A 14,085-nucleotide genomic window follows, 5' to 3' on the forward strand; every position below is an offset into this window, starting at 1 on the left:
TTTACCCGAATATTGCACAAGCATCAAAAATAAGAGCGAATTTGCCAGAAACTCATTTTACAATTGGATAAATCAGATCTCTATTCAAAATTTGTTGTGATGGAATGCGTTTTTCTGAGGATTTTGTCGGAAATTATGACAAAAAAGAGGTTTTTCTTTGTTGACAGGCGTAGCCCATTCACCCCATTGCTATTTTATGCGGTAAATGGCGCTTCATAATCCTGGGAATGACTTACCCAGGAGCAAGTCTGGCTGCGGTTTGGAAGAACAGTTTTTGGTAGGGACAGCTACTTGCCAGTAAAAAGCGAATACGGCGGGTATTACGTAGCATGACGGCACCTATTTTGATCAGTTTGAGGCGTAATGTGCTCACATAGGCCTGAGCCAGTTCTGTACCTTGCAAGGCAAGTCGCCGTATGGTTTCCAGCAAAATGTAAGCCAGCGAGGACAGGAGTAGACGAAATTGATTTGACCACCACCGATGGCAACTGGTGCGATCTGCAAACAGATCGAGCTGTTGTTCCTTGATCCGGTTTTCCATTTCACCGCGTAAACAATAAATCTTATCGTACAGAAGCTGCGGTTTACCGGTCAGATTGGTGACGAGATAACGTGGATGACTGCCTTTGTCAGTGTGTTCGATTTTAACAATGATGCGCCGTGTCCGCTGCCAGCTTTTTGCAGCATATTGAAACTCGTCAAATCGTCGTACTTTCTCACCTGATTCAACATACTGCTTCTCTGCCGCTTGCTGCCATTGCGCAGTGATCTCATTCAGCCGCTTGTTTTGGGCGATACCCACGATATAACCCACCTCATGCCGCTCACACCATGCCAACATTCTGCGGCGGCAAAAACCACTGTCACCTCGAAAAATGATACAAACTGCAGGCCAGCTCTGTCTGAACCGTTTTACCAGCAACGACAGAATGGCCCAGGCATGTCTTGCCCCATCAATATTGCTTGGCCGCAGGTAGCTTACCAGCAGTTGATCCTGGCAGAACACATACAGCGGCAAAAAGCAGTAGTGATCATAATAACCATGAAAGAAGCGGCCTTCCTGTTTGCCATGAACCGCATCATCAGTGGCATCAAAATCCAGCATCAGTTCTTTGGGTGGCTGTTTAAATGAAGCCATAAACCGCTCTACCATTACTTGATGAACATGCCAGGCCGTTTGCCGATTCGCCCGATTCTCCCAACGGCATAAGGTAGAGCTGCTCGCCAATACCTCTTCGCGTTCAACCGCTGATTGAATCGCCAAATCATGACGTAATTGCTGATGATCATTGAGGTCTTCATAGCCACATGCCAACGCATAAATCCGTTGGCGCAATAGCGTCAAACTATCATGCCTGCAACTTGCCTGCCGACGATTATCGTCCAGTACTTGAGCAACCGCTTTGCTCAACCCAATGCGTTTATCCACCTGGCGCAATAACATGACGCCACCATCTGAAGTAATATCGCCACCCTGGAAATTCACTTCAACAGTACGCTTTTTTACCTCTGGAAAATTAAACGATTCCTGGGTACACTTTGTCACTGGCAATTCCTTTTCTTTATTCAGCATAGGTAACTGAATTATAAAGATTTAATGGGGAATTGCCACTTCCCTTCGTGCAATATTCGGGTTTAGCCTGAGTCTGCCGAAAGCCAGTGCAAACAGCGGTTTGCGGCTCGACTCAACTGGGTGCAACACGATCAATATTATGCCTCCAATACAGCTGATAGTGTTTCGATAGCAGCGTATTTAGCCGTGTTAAACTAGTAACAGGCTTTATTTTACCAAGACAATTCACCATGACACTTACGTCTCCCACCCCTTCGCTGATTCCTGTGACATTGCTGACCGGTTACTTAGGAAGCGGCAAGACTACGATACTCAACCACATCATGCAACAAGCCGCGATGGCGGATACTTTGGTGATCATCAATGAATTCGGAGAAATTGCATTAGACCACTTGATGGTCGTACATAGCACTGATAACGTGGTGATGGAGATGGGCAGTGGCTGCCTGTGTTGCACGATCCGCAGCGATCTTGTTAAAACGCTGCAAGATCTCACCTGGCGATTCGCCCGTAATGGAAAACGGCAGTTCCATCGCACTCTGATCGAAACGACTGGCCTGGCTGACCCTGCTCCCATTATTCATACTTTAATGGCTGATCCAAAGATCACTAACCACTACCGGCTTGATGGGATCGTGGCAACCATCGATATGGCCACGGGAAACCATACTCTGAGCACGTATCAGGAAGCGATCAAACAAGCTGCGATTGCAGACTGTCTGTTGCTGACCAAGACTGATCTGGCCACATCCCAACACAAGGCCGGCTTGCTGCAGCGACTGAACGTCATCAACCCTGCCGCAACACGCTGGCAGGTGGTACATGGTCAGATTGAAGCAGAAAAATTGTTGGATTTGAGGCTGTTCTCAACTCAGGAAAAAACACCCGATGTGGAGCACTGGCTTCGGGAAGAAGCTTATTTGGCAGACGCTACCCATAAGCCGGGCCATGATGCACAAGGTCATACTGAGGATCACCATTCCCACGAAAGCCATAATGACCATCTGCATGACATCAATCGTCATGATGATCATATCCGCGCATACTGTTTCACCACGGAGCAGCCGGTTAGCAAACACATCTACCCGATCTTGCTCGATCTGCTGTTTTACATGGGCAGCAATATCCTGCGTATCAAAGGCATCGTAAATATCGAAGGCAACGATGGTCCGATGGCGCTGCATGGGGTACAGCACATCCTCCACCCGCTGATACCCTTACCCGCTTGGACAAGTGAAGACCGGCGCTCGAAAATTGTCTTCATCACCCGAGACGTCGAACGGGAAACAGTCGAAAAAATTTTTAAATCCATCACGCCTGTTGCTAATCGCAACTAAACAAAGTTTGCGCATCAGCGCGCGTATTCTACTGCATAATGGCGCTACCCTACTTTCGCAGTAATGGCTTAACCCCAACACATCACTTAACGAAGGAAAACAATGATCACTGGTGAAGTCAAATCCAAAGTCGACTGCATCTGGAACACGATGTGGTCCGGCGGGATTTCCAACCCGTTGTCGGTTATCGAGCAGTTGACCTATCTGCTGTTCATCAAACGATTGGATGAGCTGCATACCTTGCAGGAGCGCAAGTCAGCGCGACTCGGCAAACCGATCGAAGAGCCCATCTTCACCCCCGAACAGGACAAGCTGCGCTGGTCACGCTTCAAGAATACTGCGCCTGAGCAGATGTTCATCACCGTGCGTGACGAGGTTTTTCCGTTCATCAAGACTTTGGGGCAAAAGGGCGAGGCCGACGGCGAAGGCGACAGTACCTATACCCACCACATGAAAGATGCCCTGTTCATGATGCCTACTCCACGGGTGCTGGCCAACGTAGTTGATCAGCTCGACGCCATCGACATGACTGACCAGGATACCAAGGGTGATCTGTACGAATATATGCTCAGTAAGATCGCCAGCGCTGGCCAGAACGGCCAGTTCCGCACGCCACGCCACATCATCAAGCTGATGGTGGACATGACAGCACCGACGCCGCAGGATATTATCTGCGATCCGGCCTGCGGCTCGGCAGGCTTCCTGATCGCCGCCTCAGAATACCTGATCACGCATCATAGCAACGCTATTTATCAGGACGAAACAGCCCGCCGCCGCTTCAATGACCATACTTTCCACGGCTATGACTTCGACAGCACCATGCTGCGCATCGGCAGCATGAACATGTTGCTGCATGGCGTAGAAAACCCGGATATTCGCTACCGCGACTCTTTGGCCGAGGCCAACATGCAAGATGCCGAGAAATATACCCTGATCCTCGCCAACCCACCCTTTGCCGGCAGCCTCGATTTTGCATCCACCGCCAAGGATTTGCAGCAAATCGTCAAAACCAAAAAAACCGAATTGCTGTTTCTCGCGCTCTTTTTGCGTCTGCTGCAAAGCGGCGGCCGCGCGGCTGTCATCGTGCCCGACGGCGTACTGTTCGGCTCCAGCACCGCACATAAAACCCTGCGCAAACTACTGGTGGAAGAACAGAAACTCGATGCTATCATCTCTATGCCCTCAGGCGTATTCAAACCCTATGCTGGTGTCAGTACCGCTATCCTGTTATTCACCAAAACCAACTCCGGCGGCACCGAGCATGTCTGGTTTTACGATATGCAAGCCGACGGTTATTCGCTCGACGACAAGCGCACACCCCAGCCGGACAAGAACGACCTGCCCGACATCCTCGCCCGCTGGCAAAACCGTGCAGCCGAAAGCGAACGCAAGCGTATCGACTCAAGTTTCCTCGTGCCCAAAGCTGAAATTGCCGCCAATGACTACGACCTGTCCATTAACCGCTACAAGGAAGTGGCCTACGAAGCGGTGGAGCATGAACCGCCTCAGGTTATTCTCGAACGGCTGGCGAGATTAGAAACGGAAATTGCTGAGGGACGGAAGGAATTGGAGGAATTGTTGGCTTCGGATTCGGCTGCAACTTCGGCTTCGGCGTCGGCTTCGACTTCGCTCAGCCCACGCCAACGCCAATTCTCCGCACCCTGAGCGGAGTCGAAGGGAGCGGCTTGCCCTGAGCGTAGCCGAAGGAAGCAGAAGGGAATTGAAGGGAAGTGAATAAGGAAAAATACTCATGCCATACATGTATATTCTAAAATGCGCTGACGGCAGCTACTACACAGGCAGTACCTGGAACCTGGAAAAAAGGCTTGCTGAACACCAAAGCGGTCTAGGAGCCAAACACACGATCAAACGATTGCCTGTTGAACTCGTTTATTGTGAAGAATGTGAACGAATAGAAGATGCTTCCCGCCATGAAAAACAGGTGCAGGGCTGGAGTAGAAAAAAGAAAGAGGACTTAATCATGGGAGATACCAACGCATTACATCGGCTGGCTGAGTGTCGGAATGATACGCATTGTCCTGGTTTTGGTTTTGATATCGGCTTCGATTCCCTTCGACTCCGCTCAGGGCAGGCCGCTCCCTTCGACTATGGTGTCGGCTTCGACTCCGCTCAGCCAACGCCAACGTCTACGCCTATGCCTATGCCTATGCCTTCGCCAGCGTCAACGCAAACCCCAACCCCAACCCCAACCGAAAACTCAACACCCACTCCACTCTCCCGCGCCCTGAGCGGAGTCGAAGGGAGCGGAGCCGAGGAGGTTAATATGGATGGATTGCTGAGATGACCTGGGGTTCAATAACTCTTGGCGATATTGCCGTCCATGGCGGAGGCTCAGTTGACCCAAAGAAATTTCCATCAGAAGTCTTCGAGCTTTACAGCATTCCTTCATTCGATCAAGGCACTCCTGAAACTGTTCCTGGGTCAGAAATCGGATCAGCTAAAAACTGGTACAACCTGACGATGTTATGGTTTCACGAATAGTCCCGCATATTCGAAGGGCATGGGTCGTCGGGCCTAAGAATGGCTATCGTCAAATTGCATCGGGAGAATGGATAATCTTCCGGAGCGAGAAGGTATGGCCCCAGTATCTTCGTTGGATTCTGGTAGGGGATATGTTTCATGCCGCCTTTATGCAAACTGTTTCTGGGGTTGGCGGATCCCTATTAAGAGCACGGCCTGCTGAAGTCTTTAAAATTAAAATTCCTATTCCGCCCCTCACCGAACAAAAACGCATCGCAGCGATTCTGGATGCAGCGGATGCCTTGCGAACCAAGCGCAGAGAATCCCTTGCTCAGCTCGATACCCTGCTGCAATCTACCTTTCTGGAAATGTTCGGTGATCCAGTTACCAATTCTATGAAATGGAAAAAATTTTCTCTTGATGATGTCTGTGAGAAAATTATTGACTGCCCTCATTCCACACCAAAGTGGGCTGATTATGGAGTTATTTGTTTGCGTACTTCTAACCTGGGAAAAGGCGAGTGGATTTGGGATGAAATACGATATGTTTCTGAGGAAGATTATGCAGAGCGAACCAAACGAGGTGAGATTTCTAAAGACGACATAATTTTGAGTAGAGAAGGTACAGTTGGCGTACTGGCCTTGGTTGATGATGGTGTGCGTCTATGTATGGGACAGAGATTAGTCCAATTACGTACTAATCAGTCGATTTTAAGCCCAAAGTTTGTGCTGTACATTTTGCTTCATGATTTGGCTCCAGAAAGATTGGCTCGTCTAATGGCAGGCTCAACTTCGAAGCACATCAATGTCAAAGAGCTTCGTAGTCTTCCTATCATAATGCCACCCCTCGACCTCCAACACCGCTTCGCCGCCATCGTCGAATCCGTCGGAAAACAAAAATCCCGCCTACGCACCCACCTGACCGAGCTGGATGCGTTATTCGCTTCCCTGCAAGCCCGCGCTTTCAACGGCGAGCTGTAACCATGAGCAATTTCGCCTTCCTGCCCGCCGAATTCCATGACATCGCCGCATCTGCAAGCTGGGCGGAAGGCCACATCCAAGGTGATCCACGCGCGGCCTGCTCCCATGCCCGCTTCACGCTGGAGGTAGTTGTACACTGGCTCTACCGTTTTGAGCCCAGCCTGCGCCTACCCTACGACAATAGCCTGGGAGCTTTGCTGCATGAGCCGAGTTTTCAGAATCTATTGCCGCAGGCAGTATTCCAGAAGGTCCGGGTGATCCAGAAGATGGGCAATCAGGCGGTACACAGCACTCGCCCGGTACGTGAGCTGGATGCCCTGCTGGTGGTGAAGGAATTGCATCATATTTGTTACTGGCTGGTGCGCACCTATGCGCCCGATGGCTTGCCAGCTAATGTGACATGGCAAGATAATAGAGTGCCGAAGCCACTGAACGATGCCGAGGTGGTGCCGCGTAAGGAGCTGGAGGCGCTGGCGCACAAGCTGGCCGAGCAGCATCAGGCGGTATGGAAGCAACAGCAGGAACGCGACGCGCTTGATGCTGAACTGCAAGCGCTGCGTGCGCAATTGGCCGAGATTCGCGCCAAGAGCGAAGCTGTGCCCGATACCCATGACTATTCGGAAAGCGAGACCCGCCACTACCTGATCGATGTCGATTTGCAGCGCGCGGGTTGGCTACTTGAGCAAGCGCGTGACCGTGAATACAAGGTTAGCAGCATGCCCAATGACCAAGGTGTAGGTTATGTGGATTACGTGCTATGGGGTGAGGATGGTAAACCGCTGGCGCTGGTAGAGGCCAAGAAGACGACCGTCGATCCGGCCGCTGGCAAGCAACAGGCCAAACTCTACGCAGATTGTTTAGCGGCCATGCACGGCCAGAGGCCGGTGATCTTCACCACCAACGGTTACGAAACCTGGCTGTGGGATGACGTTCTTTATCCACCCCGTCGCGTGGTCGGCTTTTATCAGCAGGACGAATTGGCGCGGCTGGTGCTGCGCCGCACTCAGCGGCAGGCGCTGGATGTTGCCGCGGTCAAGGACAGCATTGCCGGACGCTATTACCAGAAGCGTGCTATTGGCAGCATTTTTGCGCAGTTCACGCAGGCGCGGCGCAAAGCGCTGCTGGTGATGGCGACCGGCACGGGTAAAACCCGCACGGCGATTGCGCTGGTGGATGTGCTGCAACGCGCAGGCTGGGTGAAGCGAGTATTGTTTCTGGCCGACCGCGTATCGCTGGTGAAGCAAACCGTCAATGCTTTCAAGACGCATCTGCCCGAGTCCAGTCCGGTGAATCTGGTCACCGAGAAAGAAACCGAAGGGCGGGTGTATGTCTGCACTTATCCCACCATGATGGGGTTGATCGATCAAAACAATAGCGGCGTCGTCCGTTTCAGCGTGGGCCATTTCGACTTGGTAATTATCGACGAGGCGCACCGCTCGGTGTACCAGAAATATGGCGCGATCTTCCGTTACTTCGATGCGCTGCTGGTGGGGCTGACCGCCACGCCACGTGAAGAGGTGGACAAGAACACCTATGATCTGTTCGAACTGGAGCCCGGCGTGCCAACCGATGCGTATGAGCTGGAAACCGCGGTCGCTGATGGATTTCTCGTTGCGCCGCGCGTGCAGCAGGTGGAACTCAAATTTCCGCGCGAGGGTATCGATTACCACGCGCTGAGTGAGCAGGAAAAGGCCCAATGGGAAAGCCTGGACTGGGGCGATGAGGTCAATGAGCAAGGACTGCCCGAACGGGTGAATGCCGCCGCCATCAACAGCTGGCTGTTTAACCACGATACGGTGGACAAAGTGCTCCAACATCTGATGAAACACGGCCATAAGGTCGAGGGCGGCGACCGGCTCGCCAAGACCATCATCTTTGCCCGTAATCACGCACATGCTCAGTTCATCGAAGCGCGCTTCAATCATCACTATCCACAGCATGCGGGGCACTTCGCGCGCGTCATCGACAACTACGCCAAATATGCGCAAAGCTTGGTCGACGATTTTTCGCTCAAGGACAAAGCGCCCCATATCGCGATCTCGGTGGATATGCTCGACACCGGCATAGATGTGCCCGAGGTGGCGAATCTGATTTTCTTCAAGCCGGTGTATTCCAAGATCAAATTCTGGCAGATGATCGGCCGCGGCACGCGGCTGTGCCCAGGGTTGTTCGCTCCGGACGAAGATAAGCAGGATTTCCGCGTGTTCGATTTTTGCTTTAACTTCGACTTTTTCCATGAACATCCGCAAGGTATTGAAACCAGCAGCAGCGCTCCGCTAAGCACCCGGTTGTTTCGTGCGCGCGTGCAATTACTCGGCCACCTGCAGCCATCTTCCGAACTGGACCCGGATGCCAGGCTCAGCCATGCACTTATTGCTGGGCTTTACAGCGAGGTTGCTGCGATGAACCGCGAGAATTTCATCGTGCGCATGCATCTGGAAGCGGTGGAGCGCTTCCAGCAGCGCGTCGCATGGAACACACTGAGCGATGCCGATCGCGCAACCCTACAGCGCGAGATCGCAGGACTGCCAAGCATGCTCGAAACTGATGACATCGAATCACGTCTGTTCGACCTTACTGTGCTGCAAATGCAGTTGACCCTGGCAGAAGCGGATGCTAGCACGTTCGAGCGCCATCGCCAGCGGGTAGTGGAAATCGCTATGCTGCTGGAAGAAAAAGCCGCTATCCCGGCAGTACAGGCTCAGTTGGTGTATCTCGCCGCGATGCAGGAAGCCACTTTCTGGGAAGGTATCCATCTGGATCACCTCGTGATTCATCGGCTACGCAGCAATCAGCCATTAACAGAGACTGATTTGCAAGGTTTGGAGCAGGCCCTGACCGAAATTGGCGAGGAAGATGGGCAAACGCTGCTCGATGGCTTACTGGCGCGCAGCGGTGCCCCCTTGTTAACCTGGTTTGTTCGCAGCCTGGTCGGTATGGACCGCACCGCCGCACAAAGTGCATTCACCCGCTTTCTGTCGGATCGCAGCCTCACCCCATACCAAATCCGCTTCGTCGAAATGGTGATTGACCAGCTCACGGCACGCGGTGTAATGGCCGCGTCTGCCCTATATGAACCCCCATTCAGCAATCTGCATGCCGGCGGCCCTGATGCGCTGTTTGATGGCAAGGAGAAGGTGATCGAGGACATCTTTAATACCCTGAATTTAGTCCACTCCAGCCTGAGTTCGCGAACAGTTTGATTAGGCCGCCAACGAAACTTGATGCAGCGAAAAACGATAGAGATCAAAATAGAGATCAATCCAGGAAAATGGAGGTCAGCAAGCACAGCGAAATACAATTTTGAGAGTGAATCCTATGAATAACAACGCATTATCCACCATTATCGCCTATCACGAAGCGAGTAAGCACCGTTTAGATGGCTATGCCCCGGGACCCGGCAACCTGGACTGGGTCAATCAACCTGATCCGTTCCGCCGTTATGCGGGAACGCAACTCTGTAAGCTATCTTTACGCGCTGCTCCGTTACAGACTCCATTTAGCGAGGTGCGCAGTGGTCGGCGGCAAACACTGGCGGCGATTAATCTGGCCAATTTGGCCACGCTGCTGGAACTGAGTCTTGGTTTGTCTGCATGGAAAGAATACGGGGGCTCACGCTGGGCATTGCGCTGTAATCCTTCCAGCGGAAATTTGCATCCCACTGAGTGCTATGTGCTTGCCGCTGCACGCGATGGCCTTGCAAGCGGTGTGCATCACTATGTCAGCTACGACCATGCCTTGGAGCGGCGCGCTGAGGCAGATTCCGATTGGGGTAGTGAGTTTGCTGACGGCTTTGTGCTGGTGCTTACTTCTATTCATTGGCGCGAAGCCTGGAAGTACGGCCTGCGCGCCTACCGCTATTGTCAACACGACTGCGGTCATGCCCTGGCAGCAGTCAGCTATGCTGCTGCCACACTTGGCTGGCGTGCCCAGGTATTGGAGAACTGGCATGATGTGGTGCTTGCTGCGTTAACGGGTGTCGCGCGCACAGGAGAGTTTGCAGAGCATGAAAGCGAAGCGGTAGATGTCGCACTCTGGATTGGCTGTGGAAATGCGCCCAAATTATTGTATACGGCTCAGACAGCTGCAGCCCTGGCCAGTGGATTGAATTTTGTCGGGCAGGCCAACCATCTCAGCGCTAGACATGTCCATTGGGCAGGCATCGATGCGGTGCATCTGGCTGCTGAACGGCCTGTTCCTCATTCTTCATCGTTGACTTTGTCAACGCAGTGGCCACCCCTGGCAGTGATCGATTGTTTGCAGAATGCAGATGCCTTGATTCGTCAGCGCCGAAGCGCTATGGGTTTCGATGGTGTCAGTGCCATGCCGGCAGAACGCTGGTTCACAATACTCGATGCCCTGCTGCCTCGTCCTGGGCTACCTCCGTGGGAGATCTGGCAGCGGCTACCGCGAGTACATCTGATCCTGTTTGTACATCGTGTAATAGGTGTGACGCCCGGTGTCTACCTGCTTCTGCGAGATAAATCTGTCATGTCCGCGTTACGCCAAGCGATACGCGAAGATGCCGACTGGGCCGAAGTGCCCGGCGCACCTCGGCATCTTGGCTTGTTTCGATTATTCGCTGGTGATGTCCGAGACACAGCGCGCCTGATCAGTTGTCACCAGGACATCGCTGCTGATAGCTGCTTTTCGCTGGGCATGCTGGCTGAATTCGAAACTGCGTTAAACGAAGGAGCCTGGCATTACCGCGAACTGTTTCATGAAGCCGGTATGATCGGCCAGGTGCTCTACCTGGAAGCGGAAGCCGCAGGCCTGCGAGGCACGGGCATTGGCTGCTATTTCGATGACGCGCTGCATTCCATGCTTGGCTTATCAGGCCATGCATGGCAATCGCTCTATCACTTCACCGTCGGCGGTGCGCTAGACGACTCACGCCTACGGACGCTACCGCCTTATGCACATCTTAGCGGCAGGAAGAATTATTAAGAAAATGAGCCATTATCCGGAAGCAGTTAAAGCAAAATAAAAATTGATCCCTATAACTGTCTGAACTAGCAACTGTTCATGTATCTGCACATCACTACGCCATTGGCACAGCTTCATCAGCTTATGTGTCGCCTTGTTGAGATGTTGGCGCAGGGAATGTCTCAAATACTGAAATGGAATAATCCAGGAAAAGCTCAATTTTTTGCACCAGATCGACGGACATTGTAATCCGCCTGGAACGGAGATCATCCGGATTGATATGTTCAACGAGTAAGCCGTGATCGATTGCAATCTGAACATATTTGATAGCGGTACGCTGGCTGACGTTTGGCATCAACTGATACAGCTCAGATTTATGAAAAGTATCATCGAGTCTTAGCCACATTTGTGTAAAAAGGTCATAGTAGTTTAAATCGTGGAAGAGCTTGTCCCCGAGGGCATCCATCCAATATTGATCCGTACTGTTAAGTAGTTGAATGACTTGGCGTCGTCTTGCGTTCGTCTGCTTCTCAGGTTTGACCATTTATTTTCATACCTTTCCTCTGGCGTTTGCAGAATTTACATTTGGATTGTTGGAAATATTATACAGCTTTATTACATGTAAATTTGCATGTATAATTGCCACATTCATGTCGGATAAAAAGCAGCTGCAAAAGGAGAACTAAGCCATGATTAATACATTCGAAAAAAACTGGTTTCGCTATAAGGGCGGCCTACGGGCAACTATCTTAGCATTGCTTTATTGCCAGCTAACTTATTTTGGCGGGATCGCATTAATCTTGTCCCTGAATCCGACGCTCATGATAACCGGCACGCTCGCAATGGCTCATGGCATGGTCATAGCCGCCTATATGATTCACGAATGTGGGCACAACGCCGTATTCAAATCACCGCATCACAATGCATGGTTGGGAAGCGCATTAAATTGGCTTACCGGCGGCTGCTATGGAACCTATGATGATTTGCGTGCGAATCACATGAAACATCACGTAGACAATGTTGATGCCGTGACCTTCGACTACCGAAGCTATCTTGCACGCCATCCGACCCAATTTAAAATTGTGAAGGCATTGGAATGGTTATACATACCGGCTGTAGAGCTCCTCATGCACACTGTGCTCATGTTCGCTCCATTCCTCTTTAAGGAAAAAGAAGATCAACAGCTGCGGGTAATGGGCATCATTGTGGTCCGATTTGGTCTGCTACTGGGAGTATTCCTATACTCACCTTTTGCTTATGCCTGTTATCTCCTGGCCTATGCCATCTTTTTGACGGTTTTGCGCTTCATGGATGCGCTTCAGCATAATTATGAATACATTGTGGCAGTGGATAGCAACTTCCATCTGATAGAGCACAAAGGCGACCGGAACTATGAGCAGTCTCACACTTTTAGCAATCCGATTTCCATTAATCACCCCTGGCTAAATCTTGTTACACTTAACTTTGGTTATCACAATGCCCATCACGCGAAGCCTACGACTCCTTGGCACGAATTGCCAAAATTGCATAAGTCGCTGTATGCCAACGAAGCAACTTCTATTATTCCGTTTCGCCAGCAACTATTGAGCTTCCATAAGAACAGGGTAGCGCGCGTGATAGGTGATGATAGCGAAACGCGAAGTAACGAGTTTGCACAACGCCTTCAGAATGGCTCTGCGGTAGGCGCGAATGGCGTATCTTTCCTGACCTCCTTCTAAACCAAATAATGCCAGCGTTGCCTGCCCAGGTATCATGCAAGAAAATTCAGAGGCAAGTTGACATATTTCAACCAATAGATTCTCATGTAAGGTATCGCAATGCAGCCCTTACTTATTTTATCCACGAGGACAGCTACGCATGTTAATGTTTATAAATAAATCGTGAAGCTTGATGAGTTTTTGATTGCTTTTTGGTTATTAACCCTTTATTTTTTCAAGTTTTACCCCATTACATCAAATCATGACACAACGTGTTGCATTGGTCACTGGCGCATCCAGCGGTATTGGCAGAGCGACGGCTGAGCTTCTTGCCAAAAATGATTATTACGTATTCGCTATGGCGCGGCGCAGTTACAGGCTGGAACAGATCCGTTCGGATAACATCGAACCCATCTGTCTGGATGTGACCGATGCCGAAGCTATCCAAGAAGCAGTCAACCATGCGCTGGCAAGCAAAGGCAGGATTGATTTGCTCGTGAATAATGCGGGCTATGGCCAGTTGGGTGCGATCGAATGCGTTTCCATGGAAGCGGCCCATCAGCAATTTGAAGTCAATGTTTTCGGTTATGCCCGTTTTATCCAGGCAGTCGTGCCCCATATGCGCGCGCAGAAGTCCGGCTGTATCATCAATATCACTTCCATCCTGGGCAAAATCTCCATTCCAGGTTTCGGCTGGTATGCTGCTTCCAAACATGCTGTGGAAGCATTATCGGAAACTTTGCGTGGCGAAGTCATGAAATTTGGTATCAAGGTGGTGCTCATTGCGCCCGGCCTGATCAAAACCGAATTTGCTGCCAAGGAGCTTAAATTGCTCAAAACGGTTGCCCATCCGCCTGCTTATCTAAAATTGCTTACTGCGCTTCCGCGGCTTCTGGCTGGCGAACCTCAAGCCCCAGGGCCGGAAATTATCGCAAAAGCAGTCCTCGATGCAGCGACCGCATCGTTTCCTCCTATACGGCATGCGCTCCCTGCAGAATCCAAAACTGCGGTGGTATCGAGATGGCTGCTGGGTGGTCGTATTTTTGACTGGGCAGTCCGCCTGAAGATGAGAATCTGAGGATCGATGCGGT

Annotated in this window: 11 protein-coding genes; 9 read left to right on the plus strand and 2 right to left on the minus strand. The window is 51.3% G+C overall.

Translation table 11 applies throughout. The features are described from left to right. Nucleotides 1–232: 232 nt before the first annotated feature. Complete coding sequence (locus AAW31_RS07595) at nt 233–1,546, minus strand: IS1380 family transposase (protein WP_046851600.1); 1,314 nt, start codon at nt 1,544–1,546, stop codon at nt 233–235. A gap of 257 nt (nt 1,547–1,803) precedes the next feature. Here AAW31_RS07595 and AAW31_RS07600 point away from each other — a divergent pair, with 257 nt between their 5' ends. The 7 genes from AAW31_RS07600 (at nt 1,804) to AAW31_RS07630 (ending at nt 11,318) form a co-directional block, all read left to right on the plus strand. Further along, the gene (locus tag AAW31_RS07600; RefSeq protein WP_046849775.1) at nt 1,804–2,910 is read left to right on the plus strand and encodes a CobW family GTP-binding protein; all 1,107 of its coding nucleotides are present in this window, start codon (nt 1,804–1,806) and stop codon (nt 2,908–2,910) included. Nucleotides 2,911–3,012: 102 nt separating this feature from the next. After that, nucleotides 3,013–4,575 carry a type I restriction-modification system subunit M gene (locus tag AAW31_RS07605; RefSeq protein ID WP_082110376.1) on the plus strand — a complete coding sequence of 521 codons (1,563 nt, stop codon included), beginning with the start codon at nt 3,013–3,015 and terminating at the stop codon, nt 4,573–4,575. A gap of 85 nt (nt 4,576–4,660) precedes the next feature. Further along, nucleotides 4,661–5,215 carry a GIY-YIG nuclease family protein gene (locus AAW31_RS21885; RefSeq protein WP_200899748.1) on the plus strand — a complete coding sequence of 185 codons (555 nt, stop codon included), beginning with the start codon at nt 4,661–4,663 and terminating at the stop codon, nt 5,213–5,215. After that, the gene (locus AAW31_RS07615) at nt 5,212–5,412 is read left to right on the plus strand and encodes a hypothetical protein (protein WP_046849776.1); all 201 of its coding nucleotides are present in this window, start codon (nt 5,212–5,214) and stop codon (nt 5,410–5,412) included. The genes AAW31_RS21885 and AAW31_RS07615 overlap by 4 nt, the downstream gene beginning before the upstream one ends. After that, nucleotides 5,397–6,371 (plus strand): restriction endonuclease subunit S, encoded by a 975-nt coding sequence (locus tag AAW31_RS07620; RefSeq protein WP_082110377.1) that lies wholly within the window; start codon nt 5,397–5,399, stop codon nt 6,369–6,371. The genes AAW31_RS07615 and AAW31_RS07620 overlap by 16 nt, the downstream gene beginning before the upstream one ends. Before the next feature lie 2 nt (nt 6,372–6,373). Further along, complete coding sequence (locus tag AAW31_RS07625; protein WP_046849777.1) at nt 6,374–9,574, plus strand: DEAD/DEAH box helicase family protein; 3,201 nt, start codon at nt 6,374–6,376, stop codon at nt 9,572–9,574. Between the two features lie 115 nt (nt 9,575–9,689). Continuing rightward, nucleotides 9,690–11,318, plus strand: coding sequence for a SagB/ThcOx family dehydrogenase (locus AAW31_RS07630; protein ID WP_046849778.1), 1,629 nt, complete (start codon nt 9,690–9,692; stop codon nt 11,316–11,318). Nucleotides 11,319–11,439: 121 nt separating this feature from the next. On the opposite strand, the gene AAW31_RS07635 is transcribed toward AAW31_RS07630, so the two are convergent. After that, nucleotides 11,440–11,841, minus strand: coding sequence for a MarR family transcriptional regulator (locus AAW31_RS07635; RefSeq protein ID WP_235264526.1), 402 nt, complete (start codon nt 11,839–11,841; stop codon nt 11,440–11,442). 145 nt (nt 11,842–11,986) lie between these two features. Here AAW31_RS07635 and AAW31_RS07640 point away from each other — a divergent pair, with 145 nt between their 5' ends. Together AAW31_RS07640 and AAW31_RS07645 are read left to right on the plus strand one after the other, a co-directional pair. Further along, entirely contained in the window at nt 11,987–13,015 is a 1,029-nt protein-coding gene (locus AAW31_RS07640; protein WP_046849779.1) for a fatty acid desaturase, read from the plus strand. Nucleotides 13,016–13,256: 241 nt separating this feature from the next. Continuing rightward, nucleotides 13,257–14,072, plus strand: a complete 816-nt coding sequence (locus AAW31_RS07645; RefSeq protein WP_046849780.1) for an SDR family NAD(P)-dependent oxidoreductase — start codon at nt 13,257–13,259, stop codon at nt 14,070–14,072. Nucleotides 14,073–14,085 lie beyond the last annotated feature (13 nt).

It is taken from the genome of Nitrosomonas communis (assembly GCF_001007935.1).
GTDB lineage: Bacteria > Pseudomonadota > Gammaproteobacteria > Burkholderiales > Nitrosomonadaceae > Nitrosomonas > Nitrosomonas communis.